General features: G+C 29.8%; 16 protein-coding genes. 4 read left to right on the top strand and 12 right to left on the bottom strand.

Annotation, left to right across the window (positions count from 1 at the left end):
* Positions 1-51 precede the first annotated feature (51 nt).
* Together B2694_RS05515 and B2694_RS05510 are read left to right on the top strand one after the other, a co-directional pair.
* Positions 52-885, top strand: a complete 834-nt coding sequence (locus tag B2694_RS05515) for an ABC transporter permease (protein ID WP_346877665.1) — start codon at positions 52-54, stop codon at positions 883-885.
* A 10-nt stretch (positions 886-895) separates the two neighbouring features.
* Complete coding sequence (locus B2694_RS05510) at positions 896-1,648, top strand: ABC transporter ATP-binding protein (RefSeq protein ID WP_346880490.1); 753 nt, start codon at positions 896-898, stop codon at positions 1,646-1,648.
* 205 nt (positions 1,649-1,853) lie between these two features.
* On the opposite strand, the gene B2694_RS05505 is transcribed toward B2694_RS05510, so the two are convergent.
* The 5 genes from B2694_RS05505 to B2694_RS05485 all read right to left on the bottom strand — a co-directional run bounded on the left by B2694_RS05505 (position 1,854) and on the right by B2694_RS05485 (position 10,449).
* Entirely contained in the window at positions 1,854-2,567 is a 714-nt protein-coding gene (locus B2694_RS05505) for a SprT family zinc-dependent metalloprotease (RefSeq protein ID WP_346884895.1), read from the bottom strand.
* A 12-nt stretch (positions 2,568-2,579) separates the two neighbouring features.
* Positions 2,580-5,744, bottom strand: a complete 3,165-nt coding sequence (locus B2694_RS05500) for a type I restriction endonuclease subunit R (RefSeq protein WP_346884894.1) — start codon at positions 5,742-5,744, stop codon at positions 2,580-2,582.
* Positions 5,745-6,016: 272 nt separating this feature from the next.
* Positions 6,017-7,612, bottom strand: a complete 1,596-nt coding sequence (locus B2694_RS05495; protein ID WP_346884893.1) for an SIR2 family protein — start codon at positions 7,610-7,612, stop codon at positions 6,017-6,019.
* Positions 7,613-7,658: 46 nt separating this feature from the next.
* Positions 7,659-8,912, bottom strand: coding sequence for a restriction endonuclease subunit S (locus tag B2694_RS05490; RefSeq protein ID WP_346884892.1), 1,254 nt, complete (start codon positions 8,910-8,912; stop codon positions 7,659-7,661).
* A gap of 13 nt (positions 8,913-8,925) precedes the next feature.
* Positions 8,926-10,449 carry a type I restriction-modification system subunit M gene (locus tag B2694_RS05485; RefSeq protein WP_346884891.1) on the bottom strand — a complete coding sequence of 508 codons (1,524 nt, stop codon included), beginning with the start codon at positions 10,447-10,449 and terminating at the stop codon, positions 8,926-8,928.
* 580 nt (positions 10,450-11,029) lie between these two features.
* Here B2694_RS05485 and B2694_RS05480 point away from each other — a divergent pair.
* Positions 11,030-11,218, top strand: a complete 189-nt coding sequence (locus B2694_RS05480) for a hypothetical protein (RefSeq protein ID WP_346884890.1) — start codon at positions 11,030-11,032, stop codon at positions 11,216-11,218.
* 992 nt (positions 11,219-12,210) lie between these two features.
* Here the strand turns inward: B2694_RS05480 and B2694_RS05475 are convergent.
* The 5 genes from B2694_RS05475 to B2694_RS17810 form a co-directional block, all read right to left on the bottom strand.
* Positions 12,211-13,566 (bottom strand): hypothetical protein, encoded by a 1,356-nt coding sequence (locus tag B2694_RS05475; RefSeq protein ID WP_346884889.1) that lies wholly within the window; start codon positions 13,564-13,566, stop codon positions 12,211-12,213.
* 31 nt (positions 13,567-13,597) lie between these two features.
* On the bottom strand, positions 13,598-14,203 hold the full coding sequence (locus tag B2694_RS05470; RefSeq protein ID WP_346884888.1) for a hypothetical protein: 606 nt from the start codon (positions 14,201-14,203) through the stop codon (positions 13,598-13,600).
* Positions 14,193-14,780, bottom strand: a complete 588-nt coding sequence (locus B2694_RS05465) for a hypothetical protein (RefSeq protein ID WP_346884887.1) — start codon at positions 14,778-14,780, stop codon at positions 14,193-14,195. Before B2694_RS05465 ends, B2694_RS05470 begins: the two co-directional genes overlap by 11 nt.
* Positions 14,767-16,260 carry an adenylate/guanylate cyclase domain-containing protein gene (locus tag B2694_RS05460; RefSeq protein WP_346884886.1) on the bottom strand — a complete coding sequence of 498 codons (1,494 nt, stop codon included), beginning with the start codon at positions 16,258-16,260 and terminating at the stop codon, positions 14,767-14,769. Before B2694_RS05460 ends, B2694_RS05465 begins: the two co-directional genes overlap by 14 nt.
* A 632-nt stretch (positions 16,261-16,892) precedes the next feature.
* Positions 16,893-17,030 carry an ATP-binding protein gene (locus B2694_RS17810; protein WP_414632716.1) on the bottom strand — a complete coding sequence of 46 codons (138 nt, stop codon included), beginning with the start codon at positions 17,028-17,030 and terminating at the stop codon, positions 16,893-16,895.
* 70 nt (positions 17,031-17,100) lie between these two features.
* On the opposite strand from B2694_RS17810, the gene B2694_RS17805 reads away from it, so the two are divergent.
* On the top strand, positions 17,101-17,262 hold the full coding sequence (locus B2694_RS17805; protein ID WP_414632715.1) for an ATP-binding protein: 162 nt from the start codon (positions 17,101-17,103) through the stop codon (positions 17,260-17,262).
* Between the two features lie 226 nt (positions 17,263-17,488).
* Here the strand turns inward: B2694_RS17805 and B2694_RS05455 are convergent, their stop codons facing one another.
* On the bottom strand, positions 17,489-18,103 hold the full coding sequence (locus B2694_RS05455) for a hypothetical protein (RefSeq protein WP_346884885.1): 615 nt from the start codon (positions 18,101-18,103) through the stop codon (positions 17,489-17,491).
* 188 nt (positions 18,104-18,291) lie between these two features.
* The coding region (gene dnaB, locus B2694_RS05450; protein WP_346884884.1) for a replicative DNA helicase at positions 18,292-19,504 on the bottom strand (1,213 nt) is incomplete at its 5' end.

Here is a 19,504-nt window from a genome sequence, read left to right as displayed (position 1 = left end):
AAGCTTCCTAATTTATGCTAGGAAGCTTTTTTATAGAGGGAGGTTAAAGGTTTGAAACATCTAAAAAAAATATTGTGGAAGTTATTAGTGCCTATTCTATTTATACTATTATGGCATATACTCTCCTTTAGGATTAATAATGCTGTAATTTTGCCAAGAATAGTATCAGTTTTAGATAACTTTGCTCATGCCACAAACGATTTTATCGGCCTTGGATCAATACCTGTAAATGTCTTAGTTAGTTTAACTCGAGTACTTCTTGGATATATTGTAGGTGTATTTATTGCCATTCCATTAGGTCTGTTAATGGGATATAAGGCAAGGGTATATAATTTATTTAATAATTTTATTAATATATTTAGACCTATACCACCACTGGCATGGGTCCCCTTAGTACTGGCGTGGTTTGGTGTAGCAAGTTTTTCAACAGTTTTTAAAATAGAGGGCGGAGAACTCCAAGCCTTTTTAAATAATTTTAAGTTCTCAATGATGTTTATTATCGGCTTAGGTACCTTCTTCCCTGTACTTACAAATACTATATTCGCTGTTAGAACTGTTCCCAAAACTCTAGTAGAATCTGCAAAGGTTCTTGGAGCTTCAGAAAGGGATATATTCTTTAAAATTCTCCTACCAGCCTCTGCCCCAACTATTATAACAGGACTTAGGACAGGCCTCGGAATTGCTTGGTCCTGCCTAGTATCTGCAGAAATGCTTCCAGGTAGCTTATCAGGTGTTGGTTATTTAATAACCCATGCTTATGAACTCGGCAGAACCGACTTGGTTATCACAGGAATGATTTGCATTGGTGCTGTAGGAGCAAGTCTTGATGGAATTTATAGAATCGTAGAAAAGAAATACTTTTCCTGGCAAAGTAAAGTAAGATAGAGGTGATAGTATGGAAAATTATATTGAAATATCGAATCTTAGCAGAACATTTATTACAGGGGGTTCACTAGAGGTACATGCTTTAAAAGATATAAACCTATCAGTCCAAGAAAATGATTTTATATCTATTGTAGGCCCCTCTGGATGTGGAAAGTCAACCCTACTTAGAATTATATCCAGTTTAGAAAAAGCAACAAAGGGAAATGTATTTTTCAAGGGCAAAGAGATTACTAAGCCATCCTTTGAGATTGGTATGGTTTTTCAACATTATTCTCTACTCCAATGGAAAAACGTTATAAATAATATTGCACTAGGTGCTGAGTTTAAAAAAGTGCCTAAAAAACAGAGACTTGAAGAAGCCAGAAAATATTTGAAGTTAATAAATATGGAAGAATTCGAAAATGCATATCCTTATGAGCTTTCCGGTGGAATGCAGCAAAGAGTTGCAATAGCAAGAGCCCTTGCTAATAATCCTGAAGTTCTTTTAATGGATGAACCTTTCGGAGCACTTGATGCCTATACTCGTATAATATTACAAAGAGAGCTTTTGAATATTTGGGAGAAAAATAAGAAAACAATTCTATTCGTAACCCACTCAGTAGATGAAGCTGTTTATCTATCTGATAAAATTGTAGTAATGGGCAAAAACCCTGGAAATATTAGAAGCATTATTGATGTTAATATGGATAGACCTAGAGATAGAGGAAATGTGGAATATGCTCATATAACTGCAAAAATACTGAAAATGCTTGAGGAAGAGTAAATAAGTCATAAAAACACCTAAAATCTTAAGCATATTAAAGTGCATCTTAAAAATGAATAACCAAAGGTTTTCATGTTAAAATTAACAAAACCCTCGATTATTTTTATTTGGAATAGAAAAAGGAGCATCGCAAAATAACTTAATCAGTTATTTTGCGACACCCCCTTATATTTTATTCTCATTTACACTCTCTACAGTAAAGAGTCTATAAATCCAGTTTTATTCCATTATCTCTAAGCCACATTCTCCTACTGGCATAATCAGGCATAACCTCACTTACCATATTCCAAAATTCTTTAGAATGATCCTTATAATACATATGACACATTTCATGGACAACTATATAGTCAATTATATAAGCTGGAGCCATAGCACATCTCCAGTTGAATAATAATTCATCATTAGATGTACAACTTCCCCATCTTTTCTTTTGTTCCTTAACTTTAATACTCTTAGGTTGTTTATTAAAAAAATGAATATAATACTTAACTCTTTCATTTATCTTTTTAATAGCCTTTTCCCTATACCACTTCTCTAATTCAACTTTAATCTTATCTTCATCATTAGTATAAGTGGTAACAATAAACTTTCCTCTAAATAGCTTTACATTTATATTTTTACTTTGTTCATCTAAAATTAACTGCAAGGTATAGTTTCTTCCTAAATATAAATAGCACTCTCCATTTATAGCCTCTCTATTAATTTTATTTACATTTATATTTCTAACCTGGTATTGCTTTTGCACTATCCATACAGCTCTAGATTTAACCCTGTTTAATATTTCTTCCTCTGAAACTCCCATTGGTGCAACTACATTTACTTCCCCATTGGTTTCTACTTCTATTGCCAAGGTTTTTCTATTACTATAACTGACATTGAATTCTATATCTTTTGTTCCAAACTTAAATCTAAGTTTCATTTAATCACCTTTTTAATCTAATGTAGCATAATGTAGTTTAGCAAGTTTCATCATGCTCTCTTTTAATTGTTTTACCTTGCTTATTGACTCTGTTCCAAACCACTTTCTTAATTTTGGAGATTTGGATAGCAAAAACATATAAACCTTTTGCTCTATTTCTGAGTATTTAGTTGGATTTTCTGTCCACCCAACTATATGCCATTCATCTCTCATCTTTTTATCAAACTCTTTTGAGAATTCCTTTGAAAACTCTATTATATCATTTGATAGATATTCAATGCTATCTTCCTTAACAACATCTGATGCACCTTCATTTTCTCCTTCTAAAGCTTCTCTTAGTGTTTCAAAAAAAGCAAATTCTCTTTTACTTAATTCTAGTTCATCAGCTTTACTTTGCTCACCATTTTCCATTTCTCTATTGATAAACTCTTTAAGTCTAGCCTTCTTCTCTATCCAGTCATTTTTAGTTTCTTCTAGAATTTGTTGAAGCTTTTCAAATAGACTTGTATAGAAAACAGGATTGTCATCCATTTTTAATGTTATAACATTTTTTATAGCATGTTCCATAGAAGATGCCACTGCTTCATCAGAGACTTGGTTTTCTATCTTAGCTTGAAAGTCATCTTCAAATAATATTATAGGCTCTATCCACTGCATTACTCCATTAGAAGTCAAATGCTTTGAAATTAATGCTTTAACCTTTTCTCCACAATCAGCAATATCTAATTTCTTTTCAGGATTAAATCTTACCTTGGCCGCTGCTCTAATATAGGATAACCATTTAACATCATTTTGAATATCTGTAGATACATGACCTGGCATTAAAGCTTCTACCGCTCCTAAAAACTTCTTATAGGCTACTTCAAACTCTGCTCTTTTATCATCTGGTTCAATTACTTTCACTAAAGCATCTATATTATTATGATCTACACCTATAAACATCCTCATAATATTTTCTCTATAAGACATCATTTCATCATATAAAGAACCCATAGACTCCATTGGTTTACCTAGTTCTTCCTTATCAAATATAGCTAGAGCTTCTTCTAAAAAGTCTAAAACTCCATAGTAATCAACTACATATCCGCACCTTTTACTATCTCCACAAGTTCTATTAACTCTGGCTATTGCTTGTAATAGGGTATGTTCTTTAAGTGGTCTATCTAAATACATTACCTGCTCTATAGGTGCATCAAAACCTGTTAGAAGCATATCCTTAACTATTAAGAAGCATAGATTACTTTCAGAAGTTTTCTTTTTAAAACTCTTTAATATCTCTTTTTGTTCTTCCTTTGATGTGTGATATTCTCTTAAATACGGTTCATCATTATTGCTTCCTGAAAAGATTATTTTACATTCTAATTCTTCTCCCATTATATCCTTCATATACTTATTCAAAGCATTATAATATTTAACACAGGCTTCTCTAGATACACATACTATCTGTGCTTTAAATCCATTGGGATAGATATACTCCTTATAATGAGTAAGAATATCCTTTGCTACCTCCTCAATTCTTTCCTCAGCCTCTACTACAGTTCTTTTGTTGGCATATTTTTGTTTAATAGCCTCCTTCTCTTCATCTGTTTTATCTTCAAAAGCCTGATCAAACAATTCCTCTAAAGACTCACCACTAATGTGTAAATCTGGCCTTCTTCCCTCATATACAATTTTAACAGTAGCCCCATCATCAACAGCCATCTTAATAGAATATTTATCTATATAAGACCCAAAAGTTCTTGGTGTAGATTTATCATCTTTATCTATGGGAGTACCTGTAAAACCTATAAATGCAGCATTCGGTAATGCAGTTCTTAAGTTTGTAGCAGTACCTTTATATTGACTCCTATGAGCCTCGTCTGTCATAACAATAATATTGGCTTTAGTTGATAATATTTCATACTCTTTTTCAAGATATAATTTTTCATTTTGAACTTTATCTTGAAGTTTACTTTCTTCCTTTTCACTTTGAAACTTTTGAATAGTTGTTGTAACTATCTGAGCATTAGAATTTCTAAGAAGTCTTTTCATATCTTCAATGCTATCTGCTCTTACTGGGGTTCCATTAGTTATAGTATTAGTAAAGGTTTCATAAATTTGCTCATCTAAATCTGTTCTATCAGTAACAATAACTATAGTTGCATCTGAAAGTTTCTTATGGTTTCTTATTTTCCTAGCTAAGAATACCATAGTAAGAGATTTTCCTGAGCCTTGAGTATGCCAAACAACTCCCCCCTTACTTAAAGGAGTTTTTCCACCTTCTACTCTCTTTAAAGACTTCTGAACTGCTCTAAACTGTTGATATCTACATACCTTTTTAACTTTTCTCGAATTCTCCTTGTCCACATCATAAACAATAAAGTTTTGCATTATATCAAGAAGGTTTTCCTTCTTAAAAACTCCTTGCAGTAATATATTTTGTGGAGTATTTTTAACATCATAAACCTCTTTATTCTCTACTGGATAAGCATCCTTCCACTCTATATAATGCTTATACCCTGAACTTATAGTACCAATAAAAGCAGTATATTTATTTAGAATACCAGTTATAAGGTTAGTGTAGAATAATCTTTCTGCTCCCTCTATAAAGCTAGCATCCCTACCATTCATATATCTTCTAAGCTGTTGAAATCCATCATACTTACCAACGTTTTCATTAACCTTAGTTTCTTTAAATGGTGACTTACACTCTAAAACTGCAATAGGCATGCCATTTATAAAAATTATAATATCAGGTCTTATGTTCTCTTGTTGCCCTTTAATAACAAACTGTCTTGTAACTAAAAAATCATTATTGTCTATTTTATCAACATCAAACTCTATTAACTTAACTGTTTTAGTTTCCTTATTACCATCTATAACTTGATCCACAGTTAATTGTAAATGAACTATATAATCATAAATCTTTTCATTAATCTCTAAAAGCCCTGCACCTAAAGACTCTGCCCTATTGAACTTACGAACAACCTTTTCAGCATTTTCATCAGAAATCCAAGGATTTAGTTTCTTTAGAGATGCTTTCATTCTTTTACTTAGTATAACTTCGCTAAAAGTATCTCTTTCACCATAATCAGGAGTTAACTTGTCTCCTTCAATAAAATTATAACCATGTATTCTAGTTAGATACTCTATAGCTGGAAGCTCTACTAAGGATTCTTCATTACCTAAATTCCCCAATGACTATCACCCCGCATATTTACTTACTTAATCAGTTGTTGCGTTTTATGCAACAACTGAAATATCTCCTCTTTATTAAACTAAATTTTAATAAACATAATAATATTATTGCAAATTCATATTATTAGTGTATAATTTACTTATAGAAACATATATTATGGTTATAGTGCTTAGTAGAGGCAAGTGATTCGCTCCTTGCTATTCAAACTAGGCATTCGGAAGTAATCTAGAGAATCTTAGTAACTTGGTGAGTGATTCGCTCCTCACTTGGACTAGGATTCTTTTTTATTATGATATTTTAACCAATCAAAAATCTTTATTAATCTTCTAAAATTGGTTTTCATATTAGTTGTTCCATTCTTAAATATATCGTTATTCTTGCCATAAAAACTAATTAAAAATTTATTTAATCTATCTACATTAATTCTTTCTTCTGATAACATTGCTATATATTCTAATGCCTTTTCTTCTCCATATAAGTTAATTATATCATCTATTTCTTTATCCTTAAATTCAGTCATTTTTTCTCTCTTTGATATTATTGTCCTACTTAATAACTGATCAAAGTTATTCTTTATTTCCTTCTCAACTTTTTGAGGAATATTACAATTACAATTAGAAATATATTTATATATCGGAATACTATTACTATTGTGTGATAATAGCGTTGGTAAGCTTTGTGCTACAACCATATTACTATCAAATTGCCTATCATCAAACATAACATCAAGAAATATCTCTTCTGCAGTTAATCCCATATAACCTTTATTTCCAAACTCCGATATAACACCTACTCCTACTACTACTTCAATATCTTCTAACTTATCATCATCTTCCAACCCAACAACCTTAACCTTTTCAGTTGGTTCATTTGTTAAAACAAGTTCGTATATGTCTTTTTTTAATTTTCTTAACATAGGTGCATTATACTTTGCTTTATTTTGTAGCATTGCCTCAAATAATACATCATAATTTTGCAAAGAAATTTTAGTCATATTTATAAACTTTCCATCATCAAAGGCTATTGTATGAGTTGAAAATCCTTGATTCTTCCCTTCCTTATCCCATTCTATAAATATAAGTCTTTCTTTTAGCACTTCTATTTTTTCCTTAGATAGACATCTCACTATCGCTCTTAAAATATTTCTTATATTTTCATCTCCTATTGAATATCCCATAAATACAATAGGATGTTCCAGAAATAAAGTTAATATTTTTGATGCTAAATATGGATTTTTCTCTTGAAAATCTACATAATCATCTTCATTTATAATTATTGAATCTGGTTTAGTACAACATCCATGTATTTTATATATTTCACCTACCCCTTGTATTTGTGAAAATATCAATTCTTCTTGTCCTATAAACCTTGTATAGTCAGAAAATACACCTTCCAGTAAACTATCATAATTTGTAGTAATAACACCTGCTATACTCTTATTGCCAACTCTTTTCAAACACTCAATTTCCTCGCTCATTTCTTCTTGTAAATTCAAAGAATATTTTTTTATATAGTTTGCAATTTCAATTTTTAAAGGTGAAACTCCGTTAATTATATCCTCTTTATATTCTTCTCGTATTTCTTTAAATTTCTCTTCTTCAAACCACTTTAAGGACAAATCTTTCTCTATAAGTTCAGCTATCTTTTGAAATTCCCCTACTTTGATATCACTATTTTTAGCCATATTCTTATAAGTCTCAAATGGATATTCAGTATCCTTAGCTCTCTGGGCCAAATACCTTAACAGTCCTTCCCAATTAGCTAATTTCAAATATCTTTGTGAAATACCAGCTCCAACAAATAATATTGGCAAAGACCCCTGCTTACTTAACACTTTGCTTATATTTATTTTTAATCCATCTTTCAAAGTATTTTTTCCTCCTTCTTTCACTCCATTCGTAATGCCATTAGCTTTAAACTACTCTAATTTTTCCTGTTAAAAGTTGTTGCATTAATCCCTTTTTAAGTTCTTCTAATTTAGTTTTTTTATTTTCATAATCTTCTATTTGAGCATCTACTAATGATATAATGTTTGCTATTTTATTCTGTTCTTCACTTTGTGGTAATGCTACTTTCCTACTTAACATATCTTTTATAACTAAATGCTTTACTGTTGTTGATGGTGTTTCCCTCTCTATTTGCTTCAAAATGTCTTGAAGTGAATAATATATATATGTTAAATTATATTGTTTGCTTGTTATTCTACAAATTCTTTGATTTAATAGCCCCTCTGAATTTTTCCATCTTACTATATTAAATTCACCATCCATTCCTATAAGAACATCATTATAATTAACAATAAATTCTTGATTATATTCACCTATATAAAATGTAGAAATATTTGAAGTAATCAAATCTCTTATTCTAATAAGCGGAATTCCTATTCTCTCTATATTAAACAATTCAGAACTAAATGGATATCCTGTTTGTGTATCAATGCATTCCTCTAAATTCTCCACTTCCCAGTCCAATGGAATCTCCCCAACCTCAGTCATCTTAAATTCTGTATGTCCTATTCCCTTGGTTAAAAGCCTCTGCATTAATCCCTTCTTTAATTCCTTAGTTTTTTTTATAAGTCTATCTGTATCATATATTTGAGAATCAACTGTTGAAAGAATTTCTGCTATTTTTTGTTGTTCTTTCAATGTAGGTACAATTAACGTTAAATTTCTTAAAGCACTTAACCCTATTCTTAATCTAGTTGACCCTGTACTATTAGCAATAGCATTATTTCTGAAATAATTTGAATTTATTGAATACAAAATAAAGTCATTATCATATTTATTTCTATTAACAGCAACTCTAATTCCATCTGAACACATTAAATACCTACTTCTATTATCTGGAATTTTACACGCTCTAGCAACTGGTTCTGCCATTTTTGCTATAATAATATCATTTGGATAAATATTACACGTCTTTAACTCATCAGCCTTGTCAGCTGATGTATATACCCTAGAATCATTATTAAAATATCCTTCTCCTATGTTTTGTAATTGTACTACCTGAACACCATCATCTGTATAATGACAGGATTTTAAATCTGATCCAAATGGTCCTCCAGTAAATGAATACTTATCATTTCTATCGCAAATATCTTCCACCCTAACAATACTCCACTCATCAGGTATCCATCCCAACTCTGTATTTTTATATCCTTCTTTCACCTTCTTCACCACCTTATATTATGTCAAATCCTAATTCTTCAAGATATCCATTGAGTTTTTCTTCATTTTCAACTATCTTCATTTTCAGTTCTCTTATATCTTGTAGTACTAAATCTATATCAATTTCTACTTCTTCCTCTGATGTATCAACATATCTACTTATGTTTAAGTTATAATCATTTTCTTCTATAGTCTTTAAAAGAACTACTTCTGCATACTTTTCTACTGCTTCAAAGTTATCAAAGGTTTCAATTATCTTTTCTATATCCTCATCTCTTAATTTATTCTTGTTACCATCCTTAATAAATCCAGATGATGCATCTATAAATAATATTTTACCTTTTCTATTTTCAGCCTTATCCTTATTAATAATAAGCAGTGCTGCTGGTATTCCTGTTCCATAGAATATGTTTTGTGGTAGTCCTATTATTGCTTCTATTAAATCTGTATTTTTATCTAATAGACCTTTTCTTATCTTTCCTTCTGCTCCACCTCTAAATAATACTCCATGTGGTACTACTGTTCCCATTCTTCCTTTAGAGTTTAAACTTGCTATCATATGTTCAACAAAGGCTAAATCACCATAGGATTTTGGAGGTATGCCATATACAAATCTTCCATATGCATCTGCTTTAGCTTCTTCTTCTCCCCAGTTTTTAAGTGAGAATGGAGGATTTGCAAGAACTACATCAAAAGTTTTTAATACTCCACCATTTGTATGTTTTGGCTCTCTTATAGTATCACCTTTTTTAATCTCTGCTCCTGTTGCATCATGGAATAACATATTCATTTTACATATAGCCCAAGTAGAAAGGTTTATTTCTTGACCATTTAAGGATACATTCTTAGGGTTTCCACCATGTTCTTCTATGTAATGGGTACTATGAATTAACATACCTCCTGAACCTGTAGTTGGGTCATATATTGATTCTCCCTCTTTAGGTTTTACTATACCAACTAATGTTTTAACAACTTGTTCTGGTGTATAAAATTCTCCACCCTTAGTACCACCTTGATCTGCAAACTTCTTGATTAAGTATTCATAGGCATTTCCTAATATATCTTTACTTTCTAAGTTTTCATTTGCCAATGGCAATTCACTAAATAATATTAAAAGTTGTGATAACTTCTTATCTGGAACTCTTTCTTTATCATTATAGTTAGCCGTAGTAAGTACCCCTGTAAGCTCTGCATTTTTAGGTTCATCTTCTATTGCTTTAAATGCCTTATCTAGTTCTGGTCCTATGTTTAAAGTTAAGTCTTTTAATTTAGACCATCTTGCTCTTTCTGGTACATAGAAGTTCTCATAGATTGATGGATCTTCTATTAATAAATTAACTTCTTCCTTTGGTAATCCCATTTCAGCAAATTCTTCTATCTTTTTCTTTTGTTCAATTTCAAATTGATCATTCATTCTCTTTAAAAATAGCAATCCAAATATGTAATCCATATATTGTGCTGCATTCAATTCACCTCTAAGGATATCTGCTGCATCCCATAGAGTTTTCTCTAATTTTTGTATTGTAAGCTTTTCCATATTTGCACCTCTTCAACTTTTTGTTACTTATTACTTATTTTCTATAGTTATAATCCCCAATTTTTATATTCTTTACTATCTCAACAATAGTATTTTAGAGTTATTAAACCTTTTTCTATAACACTTATATCACTTAATTTGCATTTAGTTTTCACACTTTAAATTATATCATAAATTGTATTATTATTATTGATGTTGGCTATGAGTACGGTCATCTTTTTATTCTCCTTATTTCCTTTTCTTAATTATTCGCATGTAAAATTTTCCCTTTACCAAATAAACACAAGCCATCTCTAAAAAGAAATGGCTTGTGTTTAATTCTGTATAATATACCTTTTTATTCTGCTTATTAAGTAAGCAATCAGTATAATTAATTTTAATATCAATGTTCTTACATTCTGTATACTCCTTATACATATTCATTTGCCTCTAGTTGAATAACTCTAATCTTTTAATTATTTAATATATCTTATAAAGAATTATACCTCCACTTAAAAATTATTACTTATTAGTATATACTTTGTATATAAGCTAGAAATAATTATGAAAACTTTAAAGAATATAAAACTCAGGAGGCACTATGAAGACATTTAAGACAATACTAACCACTGTATCTCTCATGTCACTTTTTTATTTATTTTACATTGTTTATTGTTCTTCTAATAAAAATGATACTACCTTTAGGATACTATCTATATCCTGTTTAATCACAGCTGCTACACTTGTATTTTTAGATGGCTTATATTATATTTATAAGAAAAATTCTTAAAAAATGGGATATACAATTTGTATACTTACTACTCTCATAACCCTTGCCTTTATATTATATATATACATTATAAATACTAACATAGTAATGTATATGAATTCCATTTAAGAATGTGCAAAAATTAGCTTTATAATTTATAATACAATTGTCTAATAGATTAAAAAAATAATTATAAAAGTTACTATTCATTCTGAGACCCCAATTAACAATTTAAGTAATTCTTATGAACTTAATACTCTTATGGATTAAAATTATTTTAAAGTTAATAATATTCAGAAACCTACAAAATTAAGTGTATAAAGATGTACAGTCACAAAACATTTGAATGTATATACAAAGCCTTCTAAAGGAAGCAGAAAGTCTAGACTTAACAATTTTTAGCCAATTTTATAATAGAACTTTCTCAGTAAAGTTTCAATATAAATATTCTATTATAAACGTGTTTTATGGCAGTCTCTCACAAATACCCATGGATTAGGCTGTGCTTAGTCTTCATTCATATGTATATAACTAATTTAAGATTATTTTAAGTAACGTAAAAAATGATATATGCCATACAAATCCGTTATGCTATACGAGACATAAAAAGATCAACAGGCTCATCCTATGACTGCTTATAACAAGTTAAAAGAAAATGTTAGATTCCTACAGTTCACAGATAATTGTGTTTTTAAAGTTTATCCATGCACATTAGAAATACCAAATACTAAATCTAAAGTCATTATACCATCACAACTTCAAATTTTAAAATTAATAGCTAGAGCATGATTTGATACAAATTAATATAAAAAATAACTACATGGCTCAATTTCTTTATTTTCAACCGTCTTATCAATACTCCTCCAATATTGTTATCACAATAGCTTTTTTATTTTTCCGTACTTAAATAAAAAATTCATGGATGATTCAGTCTGAAAATCTGATATCATTCCATGATTTTTAAGTGAACTTTATTGGTACTATGTAAATATTTAAAAGGATGCATCCTTTTATTAATTTCTAATGCCCTTTTCTTTAATTTCTTTTAATTTAATACAAATAAACTCAATTAGCATAGTCACCACAAATAAGATAGAGAATGGTAATATAAGATATTTAACAATAAATTTATTTCGCATTGGAATCAATGTACTAATACATACAAGCAAAATAATTAAAGTAAATTCTATTCTACATATAAATTTAATCTTATATATAAAATTACTTTGCTTTAAATTCTTTTTAGCATCATGAATTAACGATGCGATAATTGCGATAATTATTACTATAGCAAATGATATTGACGCCCTATGTTCATCTCCATTAAATAATCCTACAACTAATTCTTTAATATTATCTAATAATAAGTAAATATAGTATTCAATCTTTCTTTGGTTAAATATAGAAATTGCTAAAATAGATTCTGCTACAACAAATGTAGATATAATACCAATGATTCTTACTCTTTTCTTCCAATCACCAGTTTTCCATTTTACTTTAACTACTTCAAATGTCTCATTTATCTCATTTTTCTTATCATCAACTATTTTTAATCCTACTTTATATGAATACTTTTCATAGAATGCATTCCACATATTATTAATATCTTTCTGTTTTAATTTTACTACTGCTTCAAAAAGGCATCTCGTTTTGTCAATAGCAGTAACCATAGATAAAATAAGCCCCAAAATTGTGATAGCAATAAACATAATAGTCTCACTACTAGGCTCTGTACTAATATATACAATCATCTGATAACTATTTAACGTTAGAAATGCTACGAAAGTTAGCATAGAAAATATAAATTGCCTTTTCTTCCTATTTATTTCTTCCTTTGTCGCTTCACTATATAATATCATAGATGAAAGTAAAGATATCACAAAAATAATAAATATTGTTTCCTTTAAATATTGCTCTGGTATAGTAAAGGAAGATAAGAAACATGTTAGGATCAACATCAGAGTAATCGTTATACTGCCGACAAAAACAATTGGTTTCCAAATCCCTTTAACTGGTTTAATCAACTGAAGAATAATATAAGAATTCAAAATACTTCTCGGCAAACTAAAAGACATATCTTCATAATTTAATATAATAATTCCTGACAAACATATAAATAGAAATAGTGGAATTACAAATAAATTTATCTCTCTAGCCACTTCAAAGCCTGTTAAAGAAGAAATTCCTATAAAGAATATTATTTGTATAATAAACCCTATTGGTATTGATATTAATGCAGCATATACCAAATTCACAAATACTTTTAAAATCTTTCCTCTACTTGATTCTGCTATATTTTCATTATTAAAAATGCTATCAAAAAATACTGAAGAAACAGTTAATATTTTCTCTATGTATTGTTTCACCATAAAATCACCTTCCACTGCTTGTTTATATTTCCTATGCAATGATTAAGAATACTAAAAATATAAAAATCCCAATGAAATTTAATTTCATAGCATTCCCAAACAGTTTATATTTATAAGATGTTATTCTTGAGTTTATAAGAATTTCTTTAGCATAATCTAACTCGATTTTTTTTAAGTACTTAGTTTTTATATTCACTTCCAGGTAATGCTTATAGATATCTCTTAAATATAGTTTAGAACTTTGATACTTGCAGATATCACCATAAAAAATTAGTATTCTATCAACATTTGAATCATCTGCATCCGAAACATCTAATCTATCTTTGTACACGTCAGTATTGGGAAAGAATGATTTTAATGCTATTAATATGGCTATGAAAAATATAATGGTCATAAGTCCTACTAAAAAAATATCTACTTTCAACTTTCCATTAATAATCTCAAATAAATAATCAACTGATTTAAAGAGAAATAACCCATTAGCTCCAATTAATGCTCCATTTTTGGCTTCAGCAAATTGGAGCCATTTATTTGTATTCTCAAAAATATCCTTTAGTATGTCTAATGCATTTTCATATATCTTTTCATCATTTACTGTATTTAAACTAGCCCTTATAATATTCTTTTTACTTGCCATAGTATCTCCCTGTTCTCTTTAACTGCAGTGTTCCCTCATGTCCATGCCTTAAATCTTTCAGTGTCCATTTCTTTGTCTTTAAATATTCTTTATATTGTCTATACAACTTCCATGCACTAGATAAAATTGCAACAGTTCTATCTTTTTGTTTAAGAGCATTTACTTCACCATCAGGGTGATGAGTGCACAAAACTTTTCTATTAGTTTTGGGATGTAGATTTTGATGTCTATGTTTATATGGAACTTTACTCCAATTGATCTTTTCATAAAAATCTTCTACATATATATTATCTTCTGGGTAATCATTGGGATATATTCCTAAGATATAGAGAGAATTTCTCTCTATATCTTTCGGGGTTACACATTCTCGAAGTACCTCTATAGGAATTAAGTTCCCTGCAATAAAGATCTCCTTAGGTCTTGTTGTAGGCAAACATACTATCTGCAGTAGTGGAAAGTACTTTTTTACAATTTGAAAATCTTCCATAACCATCTTATAATACTTATTGAAATCCTTACTCAAAGGGAAATCAGGTATGAATTGTTGATCTACTATCTTGAACTTAGAGTCTGCCATAATCTATCCCCCAAGGATTTACATTTACATTGGATGCTCTGCCAGTAGAACTCTTTAAAACATTTGCACTAAATACCTTACTTGCCTTATTAGCAAGCTCCTCTTTTTGAGTTACCTTTTCTTCATATTCTTCAATTGTTGCAGAAGATTTATAATAACCAGTTGTACTAATAGAGGTAAATAACTCTTGTAAAGCCAGATACTTAGGATCTTCTGTTTCATCTGCCTTATTGTCAATTTCTTCTTTTAAGTGCTTCCAAATTACTACTTTATTAAATTCAGCATATTCATCTTCACACTTATTTGCTCTTTTATAAGAGTCACTTAGTACCATATTGTGTTTATAACCATTTAAACCTAGTCTAGTTGCAATAATTTTGCCTAGAGAACATCCTATACCTATAGATATCTTCTTATTATTCAACTTTTCCTGAACTTCTGTATTATCATTTAGTTCCTGTATCTTACTATTTAATTTAAAGGCTGCCTTTAACATTCTTACAATAGCATCTTCTCCTCCACTAAAATCATTATATACAGCAACAATTCTATCTCCTTGATACTGAACCTTAGTTCCTTCAGTATCATTAATTACACTTCCCATAACATCATATATTTTTTCCATGACGTCTTTTAAATCATCTAGGTTTTGATCATTAATATAAAACAATCGGGTAAAACCCCTGATATCTGCACATATAACCCCACCTTCTTCTATCCTTTTATTCTTACCTTTTAAAGATAATCCATCAAAGGATAATTGCTTAGCACAAGATTCAAAGGTGATGTCACCTAAGTTCAGACTCTTTGACTCATCTTCTACTCTTTTCTTTACATCATCTAGGCGTTCTTCAATTTTTTCCATATACTCTTCATCAAAAATATCTTTATAATGTGCCTTATAAAATCTTTTGCTTCTAATCTTTTCACTAAAACATTCTTTTTCTTCTTCCGTAAGTTCAATAAACTTTTCTTTTAGCTCTGCCGATAGTTCATCTATAAATTTCTTTGTTATGTAAACATAGTCTTTTGGGGCATAGGACTGTATTTTTGCAGAATTATTAGCTACACCACCAATAGTTGTATATTCTACACTATTTATACTATCATCTATGTCATAGTCGAAATAGTCACCATAGTCCATTCCTGCATGTACACTAAAACTAGGATATGAAGCGTACTTTGATAGATTATTGAATATTTTATTATTAAATATAAAACATGCAACAGCTGTTTCTAATATTGTTTCATAAGTCATTTCGGAGTCATCATTTAGTTCAAAAACAATATGTGATCTTCCCCCTGTATACTTCTCAACTTTACCACCACATACTTTAATTAGTTTTGAGTGTCCTACAAAATATGTCTGAAGTCTATGTAATGTTCTTTTCAAGTCATCATCTTTTTCTTCTTCTTGCCTAATAACATCCATCAAATTTTTAATGCTTACATATAGATGAACTCCTTTATTTTTTTCCATATACTCTCATTACCTCCTATATCTATTTATGTTATATAAATCCTTTTATCATAAACTTATACTATATATAGTTGTTTTAGTTTTAACTTACACAATATACAGTACCAACCGCCTTTCCATTTGTCAAGTATTACCATGAAAAATATTCTATTATTTCAAAATATAAAAAATCTTTATAAGTAAAAAATTATAACATCTATCTCTTCCGCTTACCTTAAAATTCTTTAGTTCCGCTTATACCTTAATTAACTAATAAATATATTAATACTTATCATTTTAACTTCCATCTCCATGCTACAATTCTAATACATACTCTATCTGTATTAAGTCGTAATAACTAATTCGCCATGCTTTTTTTCCATCAGTGCGTTTAAACTTTATTATATTTCATTTATATATAATCATTTTTAGAGAATTGGTTTCTGTTCTGTGTGTAAATGCCAATATGAAAATGCATAAATATTACATAATACTTTGTAGTAAAAGTATTATGTAATATTTTCTTGACACTCTTTCCTAAGATCTATAATATTCTTAGCCCTATAAGAAGGACCTACTGTTTTTATTACATGAAAGTGGTGCTACAGTAGCCTATCAAACAAGGCGTTAGCCAGTGTTATATCTCAGAATCCTTATCCATATTTGCTAAACGTTTGATTAGTTGTAATTATTATAGGCACACGCTCATACATTTTAGTTGTTAATTGAAAGAATAAATTTGCTCCTAACTTATCAGTAAGTAAATAGCCAATTGGAATACAAGAATCCAAGATGTTTTTTCAGCTAATAGATAGAAGATATGAGCAAAAAACACTATAATAACAATAACTATTAGTTTTAATGCATATGATGATGTTTTTTTATGATTCTATAATTACAAATGCAATACTTACTAGAATTGTTAATCATGCATATGTAGTTTCTATTAACGGAAATTCTTATAAATTAAAAAGCTATTTAAGTATAGGATATAAAGAAAAAACCGCATTCTTAAATGATTAAAAAGTTACAAATTTTAAGTTTACATTTATATATTTTTTATATATAAAGTTACTATGTAAACTATAATATATCACTAATCTTATTAAAAATGGTGAGCATGTACTTTAATATAAGTGCATACTCACCATTTATTTAAGTTATTTTACTTTAAGAAAACCCCTATTATTTTTATTTCATCAATAGCTATTCTTCATATATTAATGTAACTCCCCTTTAAATTTATAACCTATTCTCCACCCTTACCTAGCGCTGAAGAATCCCCACTTTCAATGACTTCTCCTGTAGCTCTATCTTTAAAGTTCACTATTGTTTTTGCTGTATCAAAAGATTTTCCATTCATAGCTTGATACATATTTCCAGACATATAAAATCCTACTGCTACAAAAGGTTGAAGTCCACCATAGGATGCTTTATCAACCATAATATCAAATTGTGTCAAATCATCATTATATTTTATCTCTGCAAAAGAAGGATAATTTTCTTTATCAGCTAAAGTCTCCTTAATACTGTCGTCTACTGCCTGTTTCATACTTGCTAATAACTCTTTATGAGTTTTCTTATCCATAATGTAGGTTACAGAACCGTCTTCATTGACTTTAACTTCATGTACCCCTTTTGCTTTTGCTTCTGTCTCTATAGTAGTCTTATCACTTCCGTCAAAAAAAGCTGCAGGCAATGTTACTTCTACATCAAACAAATTTTTTTGTGAAGACATCTCTCCCCCGTCGCTTTCTGTTTTCTTTTCTGCCTTATCTCCATGGTCTGAGTCCTTTACACCACAGCCTACCATTGCAATTGCCATTGTAGTTACAAGTAGTAATGCTAAAATTCTCTTCTTCATAGATTTTTACCCCCATATTTAGCTAATTATAGCCTTATTTTTATGTTCTTTAACATAATTTTTATAATAACTATGTAAAAACATTATAATTTTTATATTATACTTAAAATTTTAACATAAATTATATTATATATCATTAATTTTACTTAAAAGTATAAATTCAATACATGAAATTATCTATTAGACCTCTACTGAAGCCCCAACACTCTCTGGTACTTTCCAATCCATCCTAGATTTACATTCCTCACTTCACCATTTCTATTTTTACCTATGATAATTTCCATGATTTCCTTAGGAGCCTCCCCCTCTTCATCTTTATCTTTATCTTTATTTTCAGTGTCATAATAACTTTCTCTGTAAGGAAAGAGCACCATATCTGCATCTTGTTCTATGGAGCCAGATTCTCTTAGGTCTGATAGCATTGGTCTTGGATCATTTCTACTTTCTGCTGCCCTGGAGAGTTGAGCTAATGCTATGACGGTGATTTTTAAGGATTTTGCCATTGCCTTTAGCTCCCTTGATATCTTTGCAACTTCTTGTTCTCTAGATGAGCTTACGCCAACAGATTCTATGAGCTGAAGATAATCTATTATTATCACATCTAAACCTTCCTTTTGTTTTAAAGTCTTTGCCTTTCCTCTTATGGTTGGAAGTGTAGTTGATGTGTCATCTATGAAAATTTTTCTCTTTGAAAGTTCTGAGGCTCCTACCATAAGCTTATTTAAGTGATCTTCTTCTAGATTTCCACTCTGTATATTTTTTAAAGAAATCAAGCATCTAGCAGAAAGCATTCTTTGTACAAGTTGGTTCTTTGGCATTTCTAAGGAGAATAAGCCCACCTTTGCCTCTTTGGAAACATGTTGGGCAAGGTTTAAAGCAAAGGCTGTCTTTCCCATGGAGGGTCTTGCAGCTATAATAACTAATTCTCCAGATTTTAATCCTGAGGTTACTTCATCTAGATCCTTATATCCTGTGGAAATACCTTCAAGGGCCCTTTTATCCAGGTATCTTTTTTCAATGTGACTTATAGTATTCTGGAGAGTATCCATAATGGGCTCCATATCTTCCATGGCTGTACTGCTATAGGCTTTATGAATATTATCCTCTAATCCTTCCACCACCTGATCTATAAGGAACTCCCCCTGACTCTCATCAATGGCTTTTCTGCAAGCTTTTATAACCCTTCTTCTGCTTGCTTTATCTATGATAATTTCACAATAATTTCTTATATTACTTAGGTACACAGCAGAACTAGAAAGCTTAGAAAGGTATGTTATACCGTTGCATTTTTCTAAAACCTCCCTAGATTTTAGTTCCTCGGAAAGGGTTACTAAATCTATATTAATCTCCCTAGCTCTAAGATTTAAAATCCCTCTATAAATCACCTTGTATAATGAACTC

This window comes from Clostridium sp. UBA4395 (assembly GCF_002390995.1).
Lineage (GTDB): Bacteria > Bacillota > Clostridia > Clostridiales > Clostridiaceae > Clostridium_J > Clostridium_J sulfidigenes.
Note: the sequence above shows the minus strand (reverse complement) of the source record. Positions and strands in the feature narration are given on the sequence as shown.

Excerpts from the sequence above, each read along its gene's own strand:
- B2694_RS05510 (WP_346880490.1), top strand. The coding sequence starts at position 896 with ATGGAAAATTATATTGAAATATCGAATCTTAGCAGAACATTTATTACA.
- B2694_RS05505 (WP_346884895.1), bottom strand. The coding sequence starts at position 2,567 with ATGAAACTTAGATTTAAGTTTGGAACAAAAGATATAGAATTCAATGTC.
- B2694_RS05485 (WP_346884891.1), bottom strand. The coding sequence starts at position 10,449 with ATGGAAAAGCTTACAATACAAAAATTAGAGAAAACTCTATGGGATGCA.
- B2694_RS05480 (WP_346884890.1), top strand. The coding sequence starts at position 11,030 with ATGAAGACATTTAAGACAATACTAACCACTGTATCTCTCATGTCACTT.
- B2694_RS05475 (WP_346884889.1), bottom strand. The coding sequence starts at position 13,566 with ATGGTGAAACAATACATAGAGAAAATATTAACTGTTTCTTCAGTATTT.
- B2694_RS05470 (WP_346884888.1), bottom strand. The coding sequence starts at position 14,203 with ATGGCAAGTAAAAAGAATATTATAAGGGCTAGTTTAAATACAGTAAAT.
- B2694_RS05465 (WP_346884887.1), bottom strand. The coding sequence starts at position 14,780 with ATGGCAGACTCTAAGTTCAAGATAGTAGATCAACAATTCATACCTGAT.
- B2694_RS05460 (WP_346884886.1), bottom strand. The coding sequence starts at position 16,260 with ATGGAAAAAAATAAAGGAGTTCATCTATATGTAAGCATTAAAAATTTG.
- B2694_RS17805 (WP_414632715.1), top strand. The coding sequence starts at position 17,101 with ATGCATATGATGATGTTTTTTTATGATTCTATAATTACAAATGCAATA.
- B2694_RS05455 (WP_346884885.1), bottom strand. The coding sequence starts at position 18,103 with ATGAAGAAGAGAATTTTAGCATTACTACTTGTAACTACAATGGCAATT.